The sequence below is a fragment of the Sarcina ventriculi genome (assembly GCF_900456775.1).
Lineage (GTDB): Bacteria > Bacillota > Clostridia > Clostridiales > Clostridiaceae > Sarcina > Sarcina ventriculi.
This window is the reverse complement of the sequence record NZ_UAUL01000011.1, coordinates 75,018-98,753: the sequence shown is the minus strand read 5'-3', so window position 1 is coordinate 98,753 and position 23,736 is coordinate 75,018. Positions and strand designations below refer to the sequence as shown.

The 23,736-nt window shown below is 26.2% G+C and carries 19 protein-coding genes, 2 tRNA genes and 1 pseudogene; 8 read left to right on the top strand and 14 right to left on the bottom strand.

Annotated features, from left to right (window positions below; all coding sequences use genetic code 11):
* The first annotated feature begins 65 nt into the window (after nucleotides 1-65).
* Together DR020_RS10770 and DR020_RS10765 are read left to right on the top strand one after the other, a co-directional pair.
* Nucleotides 66-1,133 (top strand): glycosyltransferase, encoded by a 1,068-nt coding sequence (locus DR020_RS10770; protein WP_055257540.1) that lies wholly within the window; start codon nucleotides 66-68, stop codon nucleotides 1,131-1,133.
* 5 nt (nucleotides 1,134-1,138) lie between these two features.
* Nucleotides 1,139-2,212, top strand: a complete 1,074-nt coding sequence (locus tag DR020_RS10765; protein WP_112365943.1) for a glycosyltransferase — start codon at nucleotides 1,139-1,141, stop codon at nucleotides 2,210-2,212.
* 89 nt (nucleotides 2,213-2,301) lie between these two features.
* Here the strand turns inward: DR020_RS10765 and DR020_RS10760 are convergent, their stop codons facing one another.
* The 7 genes from DR020_RS10760 to DR020_RS10735 form a co-directional block, all read right to left on the bottom strand.
* Complete coding sequence (locus tag DR020_RS10760; RefSeq protein WP_058991658.1) at nucleotides 2,302-3,975, bottom strand: glycosyltransferase family protein; 1,674 nt, start codon at nucleotides 3,973-3,975, stop codon at nucleotides 2,302-2,304.
* Nucleotides 3,976-4,187: 212 nt separating this feature from the next.
* Nucleotides 4,188-5,225, bottom strand: a complete 1,038-nt coding sequence (locus DR020_RS10755) for a C40 family peptidase (protein WP_160110473.1) — start codon at nucleotides 5,223-5,225, stop codon at nucleotides 4,188-4,190.
* A 426-nt stretch (nucleotides 5,226-5,651) separates the two neighbouring features.
* Nucleotides 5,652-6,974, bottom strand: coding sequence for an NlpC/P60 family protein (locus DR020_RS12640; protein ID WP_112365941.1), 1,323 nt, complete (start codon nucleotides 6,972-6,974; stop codon nucleotides 5,652-5,654).
* Nucleotides 6,975-7,319: 345 nt separating this feature from the next.
* Nucleotides 7,320-7,484 carry a hypothetical protein gene (locus DR020_RS12270; RefSeq protein WP_156304286.1) on the bottom strand — a complete coding sequence of 55 codons (165 nt, stop codon included), beginning with the start codon at nucleotides 7,482-7,484 and terminating at the stop codon, nucleotides 7,320-7,322.
* A gap of 60 nt (nucleotides 7,485-7,544) precedes the next feature.
* Complete coding sequence (locus tag DR020_RS10745; RefSeq protein ID WP_112365940.1) at nucleotides 7,545-8,495, bottom strand: carbohydrate kinase family protein; 951 nt, start codon at nucleotides 8,493-8,495, stop codon at nucleotides 7,545-7,547.
* Nucleotides 8,496-8,516: 21 nt separating this feature from the next.
* Nucleotides 8,517-8,711: a DUF4250 domain-containing protein gene (locus tag DR020_RS10740; RefSeq protein WP_112365939.1), complete on the bottom strand. Its 195-nt coding sequence runs from the start codon at nucleotides 8,709-8,711 to the stop codon at nucleotides 8,517-8,519.
* 327 nt (nucleotides 8,712-9,038) lie between these two features.
* The gene (locus DR020_RS10735) at nucleotides 9,039-9,224 is read right to left on the bottom strand and encodes a hypothetical protein (RefSeq protein ID WP_112365938.1); all 186 of its coding nucleotides are present in this window, start codon (nucleotides 9,222-9,224) and stop codon (nucleotides 9,039-9,041) included.
* A gap of 247 nt (nucleotides 9,225-9,471) precedes the next feature.
* Here DR020_RS10735 and DR020_RS10730 point away from each other — a divergent pair, with 247 nt between their 5' ends.
* Nucleotides 9,472-10,110, top strand: coding sequence for a nitrite/sulfite reductase domain-containing protein (locus DR020_RS10730; protein ID WP_058991650.1), 639 nt, complete (start codon nucleotides 9,472-9,474; stop codon nucleotides 10,108-10,110).
* Nucleotides 10,111-10,321: 211 nt separating this feature from the next.
* Here DR020_RS10730 and DR020_RS10725 read toward each other — a convergent pair.
* Nucleotides 10,322-11,185 (bottom strand): annotated as a pseudogene (locus DR020_RS10725) (tRNA 2-thiocytidine biosynthesis TtcA family protein); the annotation flags it as partial.
* A 259-nt stretch (nucleotides 11,186-11,444) separates the two neighbouring features.
* Between DR020_RS10725 and DR020_RS10720 the strand changes: the two are divergent.
* Nucleotides 11,445-11,714, top strand: a complete 270-nt coding sequence (locus tag DR020_RS10720) for an ACT domain-containing protein (protein WP_055257560.1) — start codon at nucleotides 11,445-11,447, stop codon at nucleotides 11,712-11,714.
* A 21-nt stretch (nucleotides 11,715-11,735) separates the two neighbouring features.
* Entirely contained in the window at nucleotides 11,736-13,088 is a 1,353-nt protein-coding gene (locus DR020_RS10715; protein WP_055257562.1) for a PFL family protein, read from the top strand.
* Between the two features lie 140 nt (nucleotides 13,089-13,228).
* Here the strand turns inward: DR020_RS10715 and DR020_RS10710 are convergent, their stop codons facing one another.
* Nucleotides 13,229-13,780 carry a LemA family protein gene (locus DR020_RS10710; RefSeq protein ID WP_112365937.1) on the bottom strand — a complete coding sequence of 184 codons (552 nt, stop codon included), beginning with the start codon at nucleotides 13,778-13,780 and terminating at the stop codon, nucleotides 13,229-13,231.
* Between the two features lie 98 nt (nucleotides 13,781-13,878).
* A complete protein-coding gene (locus DR020_RS10705) occupies nucleotides 13,879-15,768 on the bottom strand; it encodes a DUF2207 domain-containing protein (protein WP_112365936.1) in 1,890 nt (629 codons plus the stop codon).
* Nucleotides 15,769-15,997: 229 nt separating this feature from the next.
* Between DR020_RS10705 and DR020_RS10700 the strand changes: the two genes are divergently transcribed.
* Nucleotides 15,998-17,593, top strand: a complete 1,596-nt coding sequence (locus DR020_RS10700) for an ABC-F family ATP-binding cassette domain-containing protein (RefSeq protein ID WP_055257568.1) — start codon at nucleotides 15,998-16,000, stop codon at nucleotides 17,591-17,593.
* Between the two features lie 46 nt (nucleotides 17,594-17,639).
* On the opposite strand, the gene DR020_RS10695 is transcribed toward DR020_RS10700, so the two are convergent.
* From DR020_RS10695 to DR020_RS10680, 4 genes are all read right to left on the bottom strand, one after another.
* Nucleotides 17,640-20,798 (bottom strand): SNF2-related protein, encoded by a 3,159-nt coding sequence (locus DR020_RS10695; RefSeq protein WP_160110472.1) that lies wholly within the window; start codon nucleotides 20,796-20,798, stop codon nucleotides 17,640-17,642.
* A 65-nt stretch (nucleotides 20,799-20,863) separates the two neighbouring features.
* Nucleotides 20,864-20,940 (bottom strand) — tRNA-Arg (locus DR020_RS10690).
* Between the two features lie 9 nt (nucleotides 20,941-20,949).
* A tRNA-Glu gene (locus tag DR020_RS10685) sits at nucleotides 20,950-21,024 on the bottom strand.
* 56 nt (nucleotides 21,025-21,080) lie between these two features.
* A complete protein-coding gene (locus DR020_RS10680) occupies nucleotides 21,081-22,079 on the bottom strand; it encodes a glycosyltransferase family 2 protein (protein WP_055257570.1) in 999 nt (332 codons plus the stop codon).
* Between the two features lie 182 nt (nucleotides 22,080-22,261).
* Between DR020_RS10680 and DR020_RS10675 the strand changes: the two genes are divergently transcribed.
* Together DR020_RS10675 and DR020_RS10670 are read left to right on the top strand one after the other, a co-directional pair.
* Nucleotides 22,262-23,158, top strand: a complete 897-nt coding sequence (locus DR020_RS10675) for a DUF2156 domain-containing protein (RefSeq protein WP_112365934.1) — start codon at nucleotides 22,262-22,264, stop codon at nucleotides 23,156-23,158.
* Nucleotides 23,159-23,170: 12 nt separating this feature from the next.
* Nucleotides 23,171-23,725 carry a metal-binding protein gene (locus DR020_RS10670; RefSeq protein ID WP_112365933.1) on the top strand — a complete coding sequence of 185 codons (555 nt, stop codon included), beginning with the start codon at nucleotides 23,171-23,173 and terminating at the stop codon, nucleotides 23,723-23,725.
* The last annotated feature ends 11 nt before the right edge of the window (nucleotides 23,726-23,736 follow it).

Here is a 23,736-nt window from a genome sequence, read left to right as displayed (position 1 = left end):
ATCGAATATAAAACAAAAATTTAACATATATTATTATGAATTTTATATATCATAAGGAGTATAAATTGATTATCGATATTGTTTTAATATATGGAACTGGACATGGAGGAGTTGAAAATGCTATTACACAAGTAGTTAAAGGATTAAAAAATAGAGGACATAGGGTTAGGGTATTCCAAAGCTATAAACCATTTTATGAAGAATGGATTAAAACATTAGATGAAATTTATTATTACGGAAATTCTAATGAATTTTACAATATTAAAGATTTTTATAATTATGCAATTAATTATAAAAACTTATTATTTAAACTTGGAAAGCCAGACATTGTACTAGCTACGCATTCCACATTATCTAGTTACTTATGTCATCTTGCACTTAAAGACAATATAAATATAATTCCTATTATATCTTGGATACATGGACCTTCATGGGTTTATGGATGGGAATGTTTACTAAACTACTGTGATGGTCATTTAGCTATAAGTTCCCTTGTAAAAAGAAGTATAGAAGATAATGTTAAAAATAATAATAACATTTTTTTAATAGGTAATCCTATTGAAAATAAAAATATATCAACTATTTCTAGACCATTAAATATTACTAAAATATTATATCTATCAAGATTAGATAAAGAAAAAGGTACTGATATTTTGTTTAAGGCATTAGCTAATGTAGATGCTCCTTTTGAATTAACTATTATAGGTGATGGAAGTTTGACCTTTGAACTTAAAGAATTAGCTAATACTTTAGGTATTTCTAAAAAGATTAAATGGCTTGGTTGGCAAGAAAATCCTTGGTCAAAAGTTTCTGAAGCCTCTTTTACAATAGTAGCATCACCTTCTGAGGGGTTTTCGTTATCTACTGCTGAATCACTTATGAGAGGAATTCCTGTTATTTCAACGAGGTGTGGAGGGCCTGAAGACATGATTATAGATGGTGTCAATGGCTATCTTTATGATGTTGATGATTATATAAATCTTTCAAAAATATTAAATAATATTATTAATAAGAAATATTCTCTTCCAAGTAGAGAAACATGCATTGAGTCTATACAAAAATATACTGTTGATAATGTTATTAATAATATCGAAAATATACTAAAAAAATATGTTGAAAATTTTAGTAGGTGATTTAAATGATTATAGATATTGTAACATATTATCTTGGTGGGAAAGGTGGTGCTGAAACTACCTTAACACTACTTAGTAATTCATTAAAAAAGAAAGGACATACTGTTAGAATTTTAATGGCATACCCTCCATTATTTAAAAAATGGTTAAATGCTTTAGATAATGTATATTATTATGGTTTAGGTGCAACAATTAATAATGGAAGTTATTTAGAATTTTCTACAAATTATAAAAAAATACTATCTTTAATTGGTAAACCTGATATATGTATAGCTTTTTATGATTGTATTCAAAATTATATATGTTATTATGCTCTTGAAGAAAATAATATTCTTTCAGTTCCTTTAGTATCTTTTTTGCATGATTCCATAAAGAATTTTTATAGCAAAGAATCTTTAGGATTTTCATTAGCTCATTTTGCTCTAAATAAAGAAATAGAATTAGATATTAAAAATCTACTCGGTAATAAAAGAATTTACTCAATTCAAAACTTAATTAATACTGATAATATATCTAATATTAATCTTTCTGAAAAAAACTTAGAAATATTATATATAGGACGTTTAGAATCTGAAAAAAACATTCCCTATCTTTTAAATTCATTGTCTAAATTAGATAATAATTTTTTGTTAAAAATAATTGGAGATGGTTCTCTTTTAGCTTTTCTAAAACAACAAGCTCTAGACTTAAAAATTTCTGAAAAAATATCATGGACTAATTGGCAAGAAAATCCTTGGACTAAAGTTTCTAAAGCTTCTATTTTAATCCTTCCTTCAAATGAGGATAAATGCCCTTTAGTATTACTTGAATCTCTAGCACATGGAATTCCTGTAATATGTACAAATTCAAAAATAAAAAATAAATTTATTACCCACGGAAAAAATGGTTGGTTTATAGATAGTAATGATGAGAATTCCTTTGTAAATTTGCTAAAGGATATAATAAACAATAAAATATCCCTACCTAGCAAAGAATACTGTAAAAAAACCGTAGAATCTCTTAATTTACAAAAAACAATATCTACAATAGAATCAGCTCTTTTAAGAGAAATAGATATTTTTAAAAGTAATAAAAACTAAAATTCCTTTAACTAAATATTTTACATGCAAAAGAAAAGCTAAAATAATTTTAGCTTTTCTTTTTTTATTTCTTTATGACTTTACTTAATTTATTTTTTCTTAATAACAACGTATATGATAAGTAAAATTAAAGTAATAATTGATATTACTAATGATATGTGTTGAAGTATACTACCTCCATATTTTACGTATATAGTACCATTTGTATAATCACTTAAATCAACTTTAACTATATTGTTTGAACCCTTCTCTACTATAAGATTATGTTCCTTTCCATTAACATCTAATGTAGCTTTATATCCTAAGTAATATATTAAAGGAAGTTCAAAGTAACTATCTTTAATGTTATTTCCATAAAACTGTATTTTTATATTAGTTCCATTCTTAATAAAAGAAAACTTAATATTTTTATTATTAGACGTTATAATATTTCCTCTTTCAGCAAGTTCTTTAATATTTGTATTAGCTGGTAAATATTCTCCATTCCCAACAGAATAATCAACTTGGTAATTTTCAGATATCATTTTATGACTTGCAACTTTTGCTGTATAATCAGCATAAATATTTACTGTAGATGCAAATATCGATAAAATTAAAACTATAATTAATGCAATTTTTCTACTATTATTTTTTTTAAATAATGAAAAAGCTATAATCCCAGAACTTACTGATAAAAATGCAGTAGCTGGAAGTAAAAGCCTCCAAGCAAATTGAATAGCACCTATTTGCTTGCAAATATGAGTTATGGTATTCCATGGGAACCATCCTATAACAGCTAAAAGACATATAATCCCCATAACTAAACATATATCTGAATATACAAAATACGAATTTTTATTCTTTCTTACCTTGAATCTAAGAATCGGCATAACTAATATTGCAATTCCAACTCCTGAAATTGCAGGAATTAAAAATTTATTAAATCTAAATGAAAATATTGCTGGTAAAAATCCTTCCACAGTTTGAGAAAGAGTAAATTGGGTTATTGTTTTTGTTGTTAATATAAACTTTTGACTTAATATTTGTTGAACTAACGGAAAAGTAAAATATGAAGTCAAAAGACATGCTACAACCCCTGCTAAAATAAAGTATAAAATTCTTATTTTTTCTTTTCTCATGTGAAAAAGTCCTATTAAAAATATCAAAATCGTAAATCCAGAAACTACTATTGAACTTATTTCGTGAGATAAAAATATAGCCGCTATTCCAAGACTTAATATATACCATTGTTTATAATTATCATAGATTATTTTATACATTCCAAGTATTACTAGTGGTAAAAATACAAATGCTAAGGTTTCCCCAAGATCAGCCCTAGTATAAGCGTCAATAGCCCTATAACTTGCTAAGGTATAAACTATCATAGATATAGTTGCTGCATATCTAGATTTTGATATTCCTTTAACACATATGTACATAAACAAAGCCGCAAATATAGTGCATAAAAGCAATAATATTTTGTAAGCGGTAACAACCTTCATTCCAAAACACACTAAGATTGCTGGAATATATAAAAATAAATCGGGGTAAAAAAGACCATTAGCATACCCATATCCATGAAAATATCCTGGATAAATTTTAACTGGAAAACTTCCAAGCTCAAGTCCATTTTTAATGCCAACTATACGTGACAGATGAAAGTATAAATCATCCCCTTTTGGTATACCAGGTATTAAGAGCCAAAATGTAAAATAGCCACATAAAAAAATAAAGAGTATTGCTATTATTATAGATACTCTTCTTTTTTTTTCTTTTTTATTCATATAATTTTTCCTTTCTTACACACATATAGTAATATAATTTTTATAGCTATTATATTTAACTAAAATTTATTGATTTTTTAACATTTTACTCCTTTTTTTTTATAAATTCAACAATAATTTAACAACTTGTTCATTTATTTAGACATTGCTTTAGCATATAATTAAACTTAAGCTATATCTAATAGATATAGCTTAAGAATATTAAAGTTATATTATAAAACATCTCTTACAGCTACAACTTCATAAATTGGTGATATTGTAACTCCATTTTGTGGATCCATAGCATCTAATATTTTTCCGTTTCCTATGTAAATTCCAACGTGATTTGGTCCTTCAGGACTTGGCATTTCAAATACTAAATCCCCTGGCTTAACATCACTTAATGATACTGGTGTACCACAATTTACTTGTTCAAATGTAGTTCTTGGAAGATCTATTCCAAAGTGAGCATATACATATTGTACAAATCCAGAACAGTCAAATCCTGTTGATGGACTATCTCCTCCCCATACATATGGATATCCTTCAAATTGCATTGCATAATTTATTATATCTTGTGCTGTTACTGTTGAAGTTGAACTTGATGTTGATGTTGAATTAGTTACTGAACTACTAGATGTTGTAGAAGAAGTACTTGAAGAACCAGTTATACTTATAAATTCTCCATAAGCATATCCTACTACTCCATTATATTCTACATTATACCATCCATTAGATTCACCTAATATTTTAACTTGAGTTCCTTCCGCAAGTGAACCTATTATAGTTGATGATAAATTCGGAGCTGTTCTAAAATTTAAACTATATCCTAAATTCAAATTAGAAACTACTCCATATTCAGAACTAGAAGTTGTTGTAGATGTAGTTGAAGTAGATGTAGAGCTATTAGTATTATTTGATGAATATACAGTAGCTGCTTCAGTAATAAATTGTTTATATACATATCCTGTATATCCACCTGCTTCTACTTTATACCAGTCCCCTGAAACCCCTTCTATAGTTACATTAGCACCATAGTCTAACGCAGTTATAATATTTCCATTCATATTTGGCTCATTTAACATATATAAACCAATTGGACTATTTACTATTCCTGTTGAAGTTTCGACTTTTGTATATGTATCACTTGTTGTTTTCGTAGTTTTCGTTGTTGTAGCCGTATTATTTGGAAGTGTCGAGGCAAAAGCTTGTGTACATCCTCCAAATAACACGTATGATGCAATTACTCCGCTTATAAATATTTTTTTCACAATAATCATCTCCTAAAATCAATAAATCAGGTTTTTATGTATAACAAAAAGAAAATTCAATTAACATATTAACTAAAATTTTATTTATCAAATCATCTTTATCATAACTTAATTTTTATTTATATACAAATAGATAACCATATTTATATTCAAATCTCATGTTATTTTTCGCCTTTTTTCTTTAAAATTCTCCATTTTTCTTATATTTTTTATTATTTTTTTTTAAAATATTCGCCCATCATATATTAAAAGTAATTTTTTTCAAAAAAAATGTTATTTTTTTGATTTTATGTATTTGTTTTAAACTAAAATTTACATTAATTTAAGTTTATATTTTTTTCTATTTTCTCTTTAAAATGGTTTGTCCAAAAAAGAAAGAGTGTCTATAAATTGACACTCTAACTCTAGAATTATTAAATGATTTTATTATAAAACATTTCTTACAGCTACAACACTATATAATTTAGAAATTGTAACTCCTTGTCCAACACCAGCAGCATCTATCATTTGACCATTACCAATGTAAATTCCAACATGATTTGGACCTTCAGAACTACCAAATTCAAATACTAAATCTCCTGGTTTAATATTATTTAATGATACTGGTGTACCACAATTTACTTGTTCAAATGTAGTTCTTGGAAGATTTATTCCAAAATGAGCATACACATATTGTACAAATCCAGAACAGTCAAATCCTGTTGATGGGCTACTTCCACCCCATACATATGGATATCCTTCAAATTGATAAGCATATGCTAATACTTGTTGAGCAGTAACACCTGTTGAACTACTTGTATCTTTGTTTATTGTCTTATTAGTTGAATTATTTGTATCTTTATTTGTAATTTTATTGGTTGAATTGCTTGTATCCTTATTTATTGTTTTACTTGCTGAGTTGCTTGTATCTTTATTTACTGTCTTATTTATTGAATTATTTGTATCTTTATTTGTGATTTTATTAGTTGAATTACTTGTATCCTTATTTATTGTTTTACTTGCCGAATTGCTTGTATCTTTGTTTATTGTTTTACTTGTTGAATTACTTGCATCCTTGTTTACTGTCTTGCTTATTAAGCTACTCGCATAATTATTTATTGTTTTATTTGTTAAACTACTTGTATGTGTATCTTTATTTACTGTTTTATTTATAGATATGTATTCTTGGTATATATATCCTGTTATTCCATCAACCTGTACTTTATACCATTGTCCTTGTTTACCTATAACTTTAACATTTTTTCCATTATGAAGAGTTGTTAAAACATCAGTATTTAATCCAGCACCTTGTCTTACATTAACTGCATAAGAAACATTAACAATGCTTCCATCTTCATTTAAACTTGTTAAAGGACTATCAGGATAATTATGTATTTCTTGTACATCTGAAGATTTTAAATAACCTACATCACCTGTTTCATGAATTGTAACTTTATAATAACCATTATCAATATTTCCATTATTTATTGTTGCCATTTCACCAACTGAAACATTTGAAAATACACTTCCTAATTGAGGATTTAATAATTTTAAAGAGCCTTCTTTACTTATTACACCTTGATTAGTGGCAATTCCTTGAGCTTTTATATTATTAACTTGAGGAGTAGTTGTAGTTTGCGCTGTATCTGTACCACTAGCTAAAACTACATTACTTACTATGCCAGAAGAGTAGTTTGCTCCTAATACTCCATATCCTCCAATTGTCATAGATGCAGCTAATATTATCGCTGTCATTTTAACTTTTTTCATTGATGCCCTCCTTAATATTTAACCATTAAATATGTTAATAGCCGCAATTTAAAATACTTGCACTTCTATAATAAATGAAATTTTATTTATATACAAATTGTGAATATGGTTTAATCTATCAAATTTTTTCATAAACTAGCTATTAACTTAATATTTTACTTGTCTTTCGATAATTTACCCTTTTTTCTTTAATATGCTTTATAATTCTTTGATTTAATTTTTTTAAATTGTAAATATTTTAAGTATTGTTAGTTTTTTTATTAATATCATTTACGAGTATTTTATTTTAGAATAGTTCTTAATAAAAAAAAGAATTCAATTTTGAACTCTTTTTTTTATTAAGAACTATTCTTCTTCTATTATTTCTTCTTTATCTGCTATAACTTCATCTTCGTCATTAGCTTCAACCACTTTATTTTTATTCATTTTATCATATACAATAGCTGCAACTAAAGCTGCTCCTGCAAGACCTACAAGTAAATTTCTCTTTATATGTTTTTTCTTTTTCATAAAAATCACGCCTCTCATATTTCTTTACATACTTATTATAACTTTTATTTCTAAAAAAAACTATACATTATATGTCTCTTCTATCCATTTTATTTTATCTATTTCCTCTAATACCTTATTTAAACACATTTGAGGATGTATAGTTGCTTCATCTGCAATTGTTATAATAGACATAGCCATTGAAAATTTTACTATATCAACTTCATCTAATTTATTCATATAACCATGACCAATACCAGCTACAAAAGAATCTCCTGCACCTGTAACATTTTTAACTATAACGTCTAATGCTTTAACTTTTCCGCATTTTTCTCCATCATTGTAAAATATTCCTTCAGAATCTAAACTTATGTATACTTTTTTTATACCTAAACTTAAAAAATAATTACTAGCTCTTATTAAATCTTCTGTATCCTTTATAGGAAATCCAGCTAAAATTTCAGCCTCATGTCTATTTGGCTTTATCGTATGAAAATCCTTAATCATATCTTTTACCCAAGTAGCTTTTTCAGCTGATACTGGATCTAATATAAAATTTGTTTCCTTCGAAAAATTTTTTAATATATAAGAAAGTATTTTAGGATTATCAGAATCCACTACAACATACTTAGCATTTTTTATTAATTCTTTTTTGCTATCTATAAACTCTTCAGTCATGGCATTTAAACTTTTCATATCAGAAATAGCAGATACCATTTCTCCATTTTCATCTAATATGGCAAGATATGTTGGCGTTGATGCCCCTTTGATTATCATAGAATCTTCCATATTATATCCAATTTCTCTCGAATGTTCTAATATACTTTTTCCACATTCATCATCTCCTAAAACCGATAAAAATTTTGTATTTATTCCAATTCTAGCACTATTTTCAGCAATATTTCTACAAACTCCTCCAAAAGACATTTTTATCTTCCCTGGTGTAGAATTATATGCTCTATAATTAGATGTACTAAATCCAAATATATCCATTATAGATGCTCCAAGAACTAATAAATAATCATTTTTCATTATAATATTTCCCCCTAAATTTTAAATTCCTATAAATTGATTATTTTCTTTATCATAAACATAATTAATTGATTTTAATCTTTCACTCAAACAATCCTTACTTATATCTAAATCATAACAAAGACTATCTAAATTTTCATAATAATCTCTTAATTTTAAATTTATTATGCTAAGTAATATAAAAGCATCCATAGTTTCATAATTTTCTAAATCCATTTTTTTATCTCCTTAATATTTTATTAAAATAATTATACAAAAAAATTACCAAAGGCACAAACTACCTGTTAATAAAATTTTCTATTTATTCGTCTATTAAAAATACCCTATGTAAAAATTTATTACATAGGGTATAAAAATGTATTTATTTTTTAGTTTCAGGAACTTCTTTTACTATATTTTTTTAGATGTCTTAAATCTTTTTGAATTCCATGATGATTGTTGATCTTTTTTCGCCATAATTCTTCTCTCTTTCTTATAGTAGAACATATTAAATTTTATTTAGTTTAATGATATTATGCGAAAATAATTTAATTCTTATTCTATTTAATTATTTTCCTTTATTTTACTAATTATTTTTTTTTCGACAAGTACTGATTTTGAAAAACCTTTTCTAAAATATCTTATTTGCTTATAATCAACTCCATTCATAGAAAAATCCAAAATATCTATTCTGTCTCCACTATATATAACAGGTTCCTTTTTTCCTTTTAAGTAGACTAAAACTTGCATAAAACTCCTCCATAATCTAAAATTACGTAACATTTGTGCTTGTTTATATATTATGCAATATTATATCATTAAAACAGAAATAATAAAAAGCATCTATACGTGCTAAAATATAAATGATTAATAATTTTTAATAAAAATTTTATATTATAATGAATAAATAACACTAAAATCAAATTGAAATATTGAAAAAATATATATTTATGAGAAAGTGAGGTAGCTACTTTTAAATAAAAAGTAGTAAAAAATAATGGCTAATTTACAAAAAATAAAAAATGGAAAAAGAACTTTTGCTATAACTCCTGATATTCCAGGAGGTTTTGTAACTCCTGAACAATTAGTAAAAATAGGAGAAGTAACTAAAAAATATAACGGTGCATTAAAAATAACATCAGGACAAAGAATCTTAATAACCAACTTAAACATGGAAGATATACCTAAAATTTGGGAAGAACTTGGTATGAAACCTGCTGTAATAAATCAAAATTCTATTAAAAATGTTGAAATGTGTCCAGCTGGATTTTGTAAAAGATCAAAATTTAATACAATAGGAACTGGCATGAAACTATATAACAAATATCAAAGAATGGATATGCCATGCAGAACAAAGATAGGGGTAGCTGGTTGTAAGGACGCTTGTGGAAGTGTTTATTGCAAAGATATTGGAGTTGTTGCAGATAAGACTGGATTTATAGTTTCTGTTGGTGGTTCTGGTGGATATAATCAAAGACTTGCAGATATAATAGCTGAAAATCTAACAGAGGCTCAAGCATTAGCTCTTGTAGATAAAATTGTTGAATTTTATAAAGCAAGCGCTCAGCCAGGTGAAAAACTTGGATTTTTTATAGATAGAATAGGAATTGAGGAATTCAAAACAAATGTTTTATAAAAATATTAGCTGTATCAAATATTTGATACAGCTAATATTTTTATTCATTTTTTAAGTCTTTAACTTCTTTTAAAGTAAGTCCAGTTTTACTAGCTATCACTTCATCATCTAAAACGTCAAAAAGATTTCTTGCAATATTTTTCCTTTCAGCCATTATTTCATCTTTATTCAACCCATCTTGTTTTAACTTTCCTACAGATTGTAAAAGTGATTCTTCTTCATAAAAATCCAAATAAGAATAATGTTTTCCATCAATATCAAAACCAATTATTGAATCTATTGCTACATTTTCTGCTGCTCTAAATATTGATTTATCAACATCTTTGAAATTTTCTTTGAAATTTTCAATAAAATCCTTTATTTCAAAACGCTTATTTCCTATCTTTTTAGCAGCCACCATACAAGCACAGTTTAACGGCCATATTCCAGAATTTTGAATCCATCTTTTTATATATCTTTCTTCTACATAATAAAGAGGTCTTATAAGTTCCATATCTTTAAAATTATTTGATTTAAGTTTTGGAAGCATTGTTTTGAAATTTCCAGCATATAAAATGTTTAGCATTGTAGTTTCTATTACATCATTAAAGTGATGTCCTAATGCTAACTTATTGCAACCAAGTTCTCTAGCCTTTGCATATAAAGATCCTCTTCTCATTCTTGCACACATATAACATGGATAATCTTTAGCTATCTTATCTACAACTTCAAATATTCCTGATTCATAAAGATGTATTGGTATATCTAAATAATTGCAATTATCTATTAAAAGCTCCTTTATATGTGGATGATATCCAGGATCCATAGCTATAAATTCTAATTCAAAATTTACTTGACCATGTTTTTTAAGCTCTTGAAAAAGTTTTGCCATAACTAAAGAATCTTTTCCTCCAGATATTGCAACCCCTATTTTGTCACCCTCTTCAACTAAGTTGTAGTTCTTAACAGCCTTTACAAATTTAGACCATATCTTTTTTCTATAAGTCTTAACTAAACTTCTTTCTATATCTAATAATGGCTTTCTTTCATTAAATGGTACTAATATTTCGCACCCTTCTCCTGCTATGCCACTCATTTACTATCACCTACCTCGTAAAATTACTCGTTTATTATATCAAGTTTATTTAAATTTGTCTTCACTTTACTTTTAATCATCTCAAGCCTATAATAGACATGTGTATTTCATAAAAATACATATATTAGTTTGATATTATTTATTATTATTCGTAATATTTGTATAAATATATTAATTTTTTTAAAATTTTATGGTATAATCTTATTCATTCAGACAAACTAAAACTATTAAGTATAAATTTTTAAGGAGGCTATATTTTATGAAAGCAATAATAACTGTAATAGGGAAAGATAGAGTCGGTATAATACATGATGTTTCCAAAATATTACTTGAAAAAAATATAAATATATTAGATATTTCTCAAACAATATTAAATGGCTGCTTTACAATGATGATGGTAGTTGAATTTACTGATGAAAATTCAGATTTATCTATTGTTAAAGAAAGTCTTGATGAATTAGCTAAAAAAACAGCTTTAGATATTAGAATACAACATGAAGACATTTTTAACGCAATGCATAGATTATAATTTTTAAGGAGAAATAAAAAAATGATAACACAAAATGAAGCATTAGAAACTATCAGCATGATAAAAGATCAAAATTTAGATGTTAGAACTATAACTTTAGGTTTATCACTTTTAGATTGCGCAAATTCTGACATAAAAACCTTAAGCAGTAATATATATGACAAAATAACTAAAACTGCTGAAAACCTTGTTAAAACCGGTGAAGATATAGAAAAAACTTATGGTATTCCAATAATAAATAAAAGAATATCTGTAACTCCTATATCCCTTGTAGCAGCGTCAACTAATGCATCTTCTTATGTTGAAATTGCAAAAGCTTTAGATAAAGCCGCTAAAACAGTTGGTGTAGATTTTATTGGAGGTTTTTCAGCTCTTGTACATAAGGGATTTACAAATAGTGATTTAACATTAATAAAATCTCTTCCTGAAGCATTAGCTACTACTGATATAGTTTGCTCATCTGTGAATATCGGTTCCACTAGATATGGAATAAATATGGACGCTGTAAAGATGCTAGGAGAAACTATAAAGACTACCGCTTCTATAACTCCTGAAGGATTTGGATGCGCAAAGCTTGTTGTATTTTGCAATGCAGTTGAAGATAATCCATTTATGGCAGGTGCATTCCATGGTGTTGGAGAAGCTGAAAAAGTTATAAATGTGGGAGTTAGTGGACCTGGAGTTGTTAAAAGGGCTTTAGAATCTGTAAAGGGTCAAAGCTTTGAACAAGTTGCAGAAACCATAAAGAAAACTTCATTTAAAGTTACAAGAATGGGTCAATTAGTTGCTAAAGAAGCATCAAAAAGACTTGATATACCTTTTGGTATAGTTGATTTATCACTTGCACCAACTCCTGCTGTTGGCGACTCTGTTGGTAGAGTTTTAGAGGAAATTGGACTTTCTCACTGTGGAACTCATGGAACAACAGCTGCACTTGCTCTTTTAAACGATGCTGTAAAAAAAGGTGGTCTTATGGCTTCATCTTATGTTGGTGGATTAAGTGGTGCATTTATTCCTGTTTCTGAAGATGAATGTATGATACAACAAACAAAAAATGGGTTCTTGACTTTAGAAAAGCTAGAGGCTATGACTTGTGTATGTTCAGTTGGACTTGATATGATTGCAATCCCTGGAAAAACCCCTGCTTCAACAATCTCTGGAATAATAGCTGATGAAGCTGCAATTGGTATGATAAACAATAAAACAACTGCTGTTAGAATAATACCTGTTCCAGGAAAAGACGTTGGAGATATGGTTGAATTTGGAGGTCTTTTAGGAAGTGCTCCTATTATGAGAACATCTCCTGGAGATTGTATAGACTTTGTAAATAGAGGCGGAAGAATACCTGCTCCTCTTCACTCATTAAAGAACTAATTTATTGTGTATTAACAAATAATGAGAAAACACACTTTGAAATTTTTAAAGTGTGTTTATTTTAATTACTTATTAAACTTTTCTAAAATCAATACTCCTCTAAAACAGATTTCTATTTTTATTTTTAGATATATTGACTTTTAAAACTCTATCTTTATATTTTCTCTTTCGCCTTTATCAGCCTCAAAAAATTCCTTTTTTGTCTTTCCAAAGATATTTGCAATTAAAATATTAGGAAATGTTATTATCTTTGTATTAAATTCTCTAACACAACCATTATAATACCTTCTAGCATTAGATAGCTCCCCCTCTATATTAGCTAATTCTCCTTGAAGACTAATAAAGTTATCATTTGCTTTTAGATTTGGATAATTTTCAGCTAATGCAAATATTGATGGTAATGCTTTTGAAATTATACTGTTTGCATTTGCAATTTCTCCTATATCCTTGCTATTTATAGCTAAGTTTCTAGCTTCAATGACCTTTGTAAGTGTTTCACTTTCATGTTTTGCATATCCCTTTACAGTAGAAACTAAATTAGGAATTAAATCATATCTCTTTTTTAGATATACATCTATTGTTGAATACCCTTCATCTACCTTTATTTCAGATTTTGCTATAGAGTTATAAATTGAAATCCCATATCCTATTATAATAACAACTATTGCTATAACTATAATTATTGCAGCCATAAAAATCCCCCCTAATTTAATTGTTTGTATAAAATCATTATAAATTTTCTTATATATAATTTGTAAGTTTTAGATGTTTTAAGAAAATTGCTGTAACCCTACCAAGAGCCACCGCCACCGCCTCCAACACTTCCTCCACCTACGCTTCCTCCTCCACCACCTGAGAAGTTACGTGACCTTTCTTGTTGTTGCTTCCTTACATAATCTTTATATTCGTTTGATATCTTATTTATATAATGCTTCGAAAAATCATTATATATAAATATATCTTCTGGATAACTTCCATAGTACCAAGTTGGATTTTCATATTTTAATCCCTTAAATTTATCTTGAAAAACCTTTGTAATTTTTAAACATATGGCATAAGGCAATACGTCATAATAATAATTTGGATTTTCTTTAATTAGCATTTCAAGTTCTTGTATTTTAGCCGTTTTTATAAACTCTTTATATCCTTCTGTTTCTCCATAAACTTTTGCACCCTCTACTGTATGAATATAAATACATGGAATCTCCTCTGATACAACAAATGAGAATGCAACTGCTATATAAACAGTTATTAAAGGTATAGAGCCAATTAAATTTTCACTAACAACTCCTAAACTAAAAGATGTATATATTAGAAATCCTACTATTCCTAAGGTTAGTAGAATATTTACTATATAATTTATCTTTTTAAGAAGTAATGATACTGGAAATATAATAAGAAAACTTATGGCACTTATTACAACTGAATATATTATTGAAAACTCTATATTATAAGAGACACTATAGCCATAAAACACCAAAGATAGAATTCCTAAAGGAATAGAGAATATATATATAAATAAGTTAAAATTAGTAGATAAATTTTCAATATAACTTCCCTTAAACATATTTTCCGTTCTACTAAGCTTAATAAAAGACTGCATAAAACTCATATTTCCTTGTTTAAAATCACTAGCTTTAACAATGCCATCATCATTTTTACTAAGATTAAATAGGTTTATAAAAAAATCATACTCATATCTATTTTGAAAATCTTCTTTTTTAACTTCTTTCACTCTTTTTAGTTCAAACTCCCCATTAATATTATGAATTTCTATAAATCCCTTATTTGCATAATAGAATATAATACTTGTAAGTTCTTCTGTAGTTAAATTTTTATTTGGATAAGCTATATAAGCTAAATCAATAGGATTAAATGATTTTGGTGGATAAAAAGCTATTACTTTTACACTATTTTCTTTGGCAAATTTCTTTTTTCTTCTATAAAATATAGATGATTTAATAGCTAAAATCATAGCTAAAGTGCCTATTATAATTGCTATTAGAGTAAATTTATTAAAAATCTTAGGTGATGTGAAATATCCACTTTCTAAGGATAACAAAACTGTAATTCCCTCTTTAGGCATAAGTCTATTAGTTGTTTCCCCCTTTATTGTATTATTATCCACACTAAAAGAAACTAACTTATTAGACCTTCCCCCATTTTCTCCACTAAAAAGTTTTACATCATCTTTATTAAAAGCTTTTGGCATATTTATTGAAAAATTAACCTTATCTATAGTTGTGTCCCATTCAGGACCTACAATATTATAAGATAGCTCGTCCAAACTCCCCTTATAAGCTATAGTATAACTTATAACATAAGTAGTGCTTCCATTTACAACTTTATCTGCATCACCTATTTTTATTATTTTGTCCTCTCCCTCATTTTCAATAGTGTAATCATATTTCTTACCATTTTCATCTGTAACAGAATTAACAGACAATACTGCTTTATTTAAAGGAATATTTCTAAAAATACCATGCCTATCTTCTAAGAAATCAACATTAATCTTTTCAACTACAGTAAAAACTCTATCTTCACTAACATCTATATTTATATCCATTGTACTTATAGTCATTCCAGTATCTAAAGCAAAAACTGTTTCAAAAGAAATTCCAATAATACAAAAAATACCAAGTAAAAATAAAGTGAAAAAGCCTCCTAACTTTCTTCTCACAAAAGCCCCCCTTTTTATTATAATTTTTATATGAATAATTTTACATTTATTTTGAATTAATGTAAATACTGGGATATAACTAAAAATTTAATTTATAATATGTATTATTTGCTTTAATATAAGCTATCTGTTATAATTCATTAGTAAAAGTATATATAAAAAATACATATTTTTTATATTTTTTTATATTAAGTTTGCAATATAATCTCTGAAAGGAATTGATATATACATGATAACAGTAAATAACGTAAGTTTAAGATATGGTTCTAGAAAACTATTTGAAGATGTTAACTTAAAATTTACTCCTGGAAACTGCTATGGAGTTATTGGTGCAAATGGTGCTGGTAAATCTACATTTTTAAAAATATTATCAGGAGATGTTGAACCAAACACAGGTGATGTTTCTTTAGCTCCAGACACAAGAATGTCAGTACTTAAACAAGACCATTTTGCTTATGACGATTGTGAAGTTTTAAAAACAGTTATAATGGGTAACCCAAGATTATTTCAAATCATGGAAGAAAAAGATGCCCTTTATGCTAAAGCCGACTTTACTGAAGAAGATGGGGTAAAGGCTGCTGAACTTGAGGGTGAATTTGCAGACCTTAATGGTTGGGAAGCTGAAGCTGAAGCTGCATCACTTCTTCAAGGTCTTGGAATTGGAACTGATCTTCAATACAAAACAGTTGGAGAACTTAAAGGTGATGAAAAGGTTAAAGTTTTATTAGCTCAAGCTTTATTTGGAAAACCTGGAGTTCTAATCCTAGATGAGCCTACAAACCACTTAGATGTTAAAGCTATTACTTGGCTTGAAAACTTCTTATCTACCTTTGAAGGAACAGTTATAGTTGTATCACATGATAGACATTTCTTAAATATGGTATGTACCCATATTTGCGATGTTGACTTTGGTAAAATCAAACTTTATGTTGGTAACTATGATTTCTGGTATGAATCAAGTCAATTAGCTCTTCAAATGGCTAAAGACCAAAATAAGAAAAAGGAAGAAAAAATTAAAGAACTTCAAAACTTTATCGCTAGATTCTCAGCTAATGCTTCTAAATCTAAACAAGCTACTTCTCGTAAAAAGCTTTTAGATAAAATCACTTTAGATGATATTCAACCATCTAGCAGAAGATATCCATTCGTTGGATTTAAACCTGAAAGAGAGGTTGGAAATGATATATTAGAAGTTAATGACTTATCTAAAACTATAGATGGCGTTAAAGTTTTAGATAATATAACATTTAGAGTAAATAGAGATAATAAAATTGCTTTTGTTGGTGATGAAATATCAATAACTACTTTATTTAAAATATTAAATGGAGAATTGGAACCTGATTCTGGAAGTTACAAATGGGGAATAACTACATCACAAGCATACTTCCCTAAGGATAACACAGAGTTCTTTGAAGGATGCGAATATTCATTAGTAGATTGGCTAAGACAATTTGCTGACAAAAAACCTGAAACTCAGTCTGAAAGTTATTTAAGAGGATTTCTTGGAAGAATGTTATTCTCAGGAGATGAAGCCTTAAAGAAAGCATCTGTTTTATCTGGAGGAGAAAAGGTTAGATGTATGTTATCTAGAATGATGCTTAGCTCAGCTAATGTTCTTATGCTAGACCAACCTACAAACCATTTAGATTTAGAATCAATTACAGCTGTAAACAATGGTCTTATAGACTTTAAGAGCATTATATTATTTGCTTGCCACGACCATCAATTTGTTCAAACAATAGCAAACAGAGTTATTGAATTAACACCTGAAGGAGTTAAATTTGATAAAGAATGTAGCTATGATGAATACTTAGAAAGTAAATAAGTTTATATAATAAAATACGGGATGGAAAATTTCATCCCGTATTTTATTAATTTAAAAGATTTAATATATCTTTTTTAGTTAAATTATTTAAATTTTTCTTCATTATGCTTTCATCTAAAATACTATCTATAATACTATTTTTATTGTCTTGAAGATTTATTATCTTTTCTTCAATAGATTCTTTACAAATAAGCTTTAAAACCTCTACATCCTTTTCTTGTCCAATTCTATAAGCTCTATCTGTTGCTTGATTTTCAACTGATGGATTCCACCAAGGATCAAAATGAATTACTAAATTTGCAGATGTTAAATTTAACCCAGTCCCTCCTGCTTTTAAAGATATTAAAAAAACTTTAGTATTTTCTCCTTCATTAAACTCCTTAACCCTTTTTAGTCTTTCTTTTGATGATATTTTGCCATCTATATAATTATACTTTATATCTAAATTTTGCAAATGAATTTTTATTAAATCTAAAGCTTTTGTAAACTGTGAAAATATCAGAATCTTTTTGTGTGCCTTTATATTATTTTGAACAATTTGAATTAAAATATCTATTTTTGAACTTCCCCCATTATAATCATTTATAACAAGGCTTGGATCTAAACAAAGAAGCCTTAATTTAGTTAAATGACTAAATAAATTTCCCTTATTATTTTTTATAGCCTCTTTAATTGTTTTAACAAAAGAGTTATAATAAAATTTCTGTTCACTTCCCATATTTATCATAATTCTCTTTTCTAATTTATCTGGAAGATCATCTAAAACATTCTCTTTTTCACGTCTCAATATAAAAGGACTTATTAAATTTTTTAGTTCTCTTAAACTTTGTTCTTCTTTAAATTTTTTATCAAACTCTTCTTTTGCATTTAAATAACCAGGCATTAAAAAATCGAAAATTGACCATAAATCTATTAATGTATTTTCAATTGGAGTTCCAGTCAACGCAAATCTAACCTTACTATTTATTTTTTTTACACATTGAGTTATTTGAGCATTTGGATTTTTTATAGCTTGTGCCTCGTCTATAATGAAATAATCAAAATATTCTTTTTTATAAAACTCATAATCTATTTTTAATGTTCCATAAGTTGTTAATAATACATCATAATCTTCATGGCTACTTAGTACTTTTTCTCGCCCTTTTATATCTCCATAAGCTACTTTTACTTTTAAACTTGGAGCAAAGTTTTTTAATTCATCAATCCAATTATATATCAAAGAAGTTGGTACAACTATAAGCGATTTTCTTTTGCATTCTTTTTCTAATAATAAAAAAGTTATTATTTGAATAGTTTTTCCAAGCCCCATATCATCTGCTAAAATTCCTCCAAAACCTAACTTAGCTATATTTTTAAGCCATTTAACCCCAAAAAGTTGATAAGGTCTAAGATTAGCATTTAACCCTTTAGGACCCTCTATATTATCTCTTTTTATAGATTCAAACTCGTCATACAGCTTGTTTAATATATCTTTCCCATCTATATCTATATCAAGTCCTTTTAATTTATTAAATAAATACATACTTTTATCTTTACTTATATATATTTGTCCTGTATTGTCATTATTTATATCAAGTATTATAGACATATTTAAAAAATCTTTAATATTTTTATCTGTTAAGTCTATAAAAGTGTTATTTCTAGTCTTATAAAAAGATTCATTGTTTTTGTAAGACTTAAATAAGTTTTCAAATTCAACACTATCTAAAAATGGAAAATCATACTTGAATAAAATTCCATTATTTTTTAATGACAAACTTCCTTTAATATCCTTAGAATTATAAAGCTTTAATTTATCAAAATCATTCAAAAATTCTATTACTCCAAATTCACTCAATAAATGCGCTCCTTCTTTCAAAAAGTAATATAAATCATGCTCATTGCCTATAAATAAAAACTTATCATCTTTTCTTATAAACTTTAATTTCTCTAAAGCTATAACAATTTTTCGCTCCTTTTCTTTATTTCTTAAGCAATTATTACGTTCAAAAAAATCAAACGTTTCTTGCCCATAACAAAGGGTTACATAGCAATACAAATTATCCAAATCTTTTTTTATAGAAAATTTAGTTTTTAACATATCTCCTAACGCTTTATATAAACTCTCTCCTAAATTTATATCGTTTGATATTTCTTTTAACAACTTTATGAGAGATTGATATATTTTTAAATCTTTTTCAAAAAGTATTACACCATTATCTTTTAATATCGTATAAAATTCTTTATATATAGTCTGCTCTTTTATATTTAAAAGATAAATATTTCTATCGTACAAAAATACATTGAAATCCTCATTAAGAGGTAAGGGAAGAATTTTTTTACTAGTTACTAATAATAAATTATCTTTTTCCTTAATTGTAAAACTCAAAGGCAAACTTTTTTTCATAATTTTACTTTTATATGTAATAAGATTTTTTGTAAAAGTTATATTCTTTTCATTTAAAATTTCTAAAAATCTATAAAGCATTGAAGGCAATAAATTTATATATTTTCCATTAAATAATTTAAACTCTCTACTTAGTATTCCATTTACTTTTTCGTCTAAATCTATAAACTCTTTAAGAAAATAAATAATATTGTAATCATTATTTGAAAATTTATGAATCTCAAAATTATATATTAAATTGCTATTTATTTTTAATTTTTTAAACTTTAAAATATGTTCTACAAATTCTTTTATATTGTTTATTGGGTATACACTTCTACCTTTTATTTTAAACTCAACTTGATAATAATTTGATTTTAAATTTTCTATTTCATTTATATAAACTTCTAAAGATAGCTTCTCTTTTTTCAAAAGAGCTTTTTCAAGTAAATTATTAAGATTTGTGCTTTTATATAATAAACTTTTTTCTGCACTTTTAGTCGGAGAAGTTTTAATCTTTTTTTCTGCTAATTCACGAAATTTATAAGTTGTTGCGACTAAATGTTCGCATAAAAAATTTTTCTTATACTTATAATTTTCCTTAAATTCTTCACAACTACACCTATTTTCTAAAATTTTTCTTTCATTTATATTAAATTTTATATGTGTATTATATAATTTTTCATTATCTTTGATAGTTGCATATATATGATAAATATTTTCAATCTTCTTTCCTTTAACATCTTTTATGACATTTTTATTAAATATTCTTTTTCCTTTTTCTAAATTTAAAGAGGAACTTGAATTTAGTATGTATTCTATTAAATCTCTAATATTCAAAATTACTTCTCCTTTCATTAACAATATTTTAAAACAAAAAAAAAGCAATGAAAATTCATTGCTTTTGGTGTACCTTTAGGGATTCGAACCCCAGGCCCACGCCTTAGAAGGGCGTTGCTCTATCCAGCTGAGCTAAAGATACATAACAAAATGGTGACCCGTAGGAGAATCGAACTCCTGATTCCACCGTGAGAGGGTGGCGTCTTAACCGCTTGACCAACAGGCCTTGTTGACTACGTTTATTATATTACTCCTATAAACGCATTTTGTCAACATATTTTTTTATTTTTTTAAACAATATTTAATAAATATTTGCGGAGCATACTCTGCTAGCTTAATTTTATAATAAATCTTTTTGCTATAACGAGGTGTTGTAGATTTACAGCTCTTAAAATAACCTTTAATTTTACTATCTTTTAAGAACCTAATAAGTTCTTGTCTATTGGTATTTTTAGCACATCCATATAATTGATACATTATGTGTTCAGGAATAAATTCATTTTTTATTATACATTCTAAAAAATCACTTAATGAATTCTTTTCTATAAACTCACAAAGATTTTCCATTGCATCTACAACAGTCATATTTTTCTTCATATCTCCATTATTAGTTAAAGAATTTTCTCTTTGATGATAAACTGATAACTGATTTTCTATACATTTTACTTTTTGCGCTTTATATAAACACTTAAATATAAAATTTAAATCTTCTGCTCCATAACAACCTACTAAATACTCTAAATTATTATTTAAAAGATAATTTCTATTGTAAACTATAGAGCCTGTCCAAAGTCTTAAATTATTATTCCTATAACAATGAAAAACATCTATACCATCTCTAATATCTTTATTAAAATCAAAATTTTGTTTTCTCATAACAATAGGAGTGTTATCTTTCCTTATCCTTTTATGATCAAAAATTATCATATCATAATTATCTTCTTTAGAGATGCCTTCAATAATTTCTACTAAATTATTCTCTATGTAATCATCAGAATCTAAAAATAAAATATATTTTCCCTTAGCCTCACTAATTCCTATATTTCTACAAAAACTTTGTCCTTTATGTGACGACTTAATGACCTTTCCCTTTAGTGTTTCTTTATCTAAATACTCTTTAGATATTTTACATGAATTATCATTTGAATCGTCATCTATTATAATAACCTCAAAGTTTTTAACACTTTGTTTTTTTAAAGACTCTAAACAAGACTTTATATACTTTTCACTATTATACATAGGGATTACTATACTTAAAAATATTTCATCATTATTTTCCATAATTTAAACTCCATTTCAATCCATAAGTAATAAAATAATAATTTTTAAACATTGATATATATTTTGTCATTTTTATACTTCAAAATATATAATATATTATAATTCATATATTATAATACTATAAAATTATAATATAACAAACATTTATAAACAAAAAATTTTGTTTTAAGGAAGTGAAACCTTTGAAGGGTTTTAAAGATATAACAATAGAGGATAAAAATCTTTTATCTAGCTATTTTAATAAAAGAACTTCTTTATCGTATGAATATTTATTTTCTTCCCTTTTCATGTGGAGAAATTCATTTAATATAAAATATTCTATAATAGACGGTGCTTTAATAATTTTAAGGCAAGAAGATAAAGGTAAGTACTTTATGCAACCTTTAGGATACACTAAAAGTTCTATAAATTCTATTATAAAAAAATTAAAAAATTTATCATTAAAAGAAGATAACTTTAATTTTTTATTTGGCGATGTAGAAGAAAATTTTAAGAATTATCTACAATTTGAATTTAAAAATAAAATAGAAATTTTTGAGGATATAAATGATTTTGAATATATTTATAAAACAAATGATTTAATAGAATTAAAAGGTTCTAAATATCATAAAAAAAGAAATCATTATAACACTTTTAAAAAATTATATAATTGCAAAATCAAAGAAATTTATTCTGATAAAATCAAAGATGATTGCTTAAAACTTTTAGATATTTGGAATAAAAATAGAAATTATTCTTTCACAAACTTTGATTTAGAAAGAAAAGCTATTTTAGAATGTTTTCATAATATGAATCATCTTGATTTAAAATCAATTGCCATTTATGATAATAGTAGTATCGTTGGATTCTCTATAGGCGATATTTTAAATAATACTGGAATAATTCATATAGAAAAGGCTAATAATGATTATAATGGGGTTTATTCCTTTTTAAATAGAGAATTCTTATTAAAAGATTTTTCAAAAACTACATTTATAAATAGACAAGAAGATTGTGGCAATTTAGGTCTTAGACAATCTAAAGAATCTTATTATCCTATAAAAAAATTAAAGAAATACTGGATAAAATTTAAATTTTAAGGAGTACAAATTTTGGCATCTGGGAAAACTCACGATAAAATAACTCTTATATTTTCACCATTAGTTGCAATAATATTTTTACTTTTAGACATAAGTTTTTTTGGTAAAAATGGAGCTATATTTTTAACTTTAATTGGCGTTGCCTCATATATATTTGGTGGATATATGTTTTCAGGAGATTTAGATATAAAAAGCAATGAATTTAAAAGATGGGGAAAAGTTAAATTTATTTGGATTCCCTATCAAAGATTTTTTAAACATCGAAGTATATTTAGCCATGGATTTATTTTAGGTCCTTTAATTAGAATACTGTATCTATATTCAATGTTTATTATAATTTTTTCACTACTTTATTCATTTTCTATTATTAAAATTTCTCCTCCAAGCATAATAAAAGAAAATATTAAATTCATTTTAAGTAATGATAAAATATTTTTAAATATTTTTTTAGCTCTATTTATTGGATCTGGGCTTCATACAATAACAGATATAATTACAACATCTTTCAAAAAAAAGACATCATCTAAAAAGAAAAATTATAAAAAGAAAAAAACAATAAAAAAATAAGAGCATTAAAT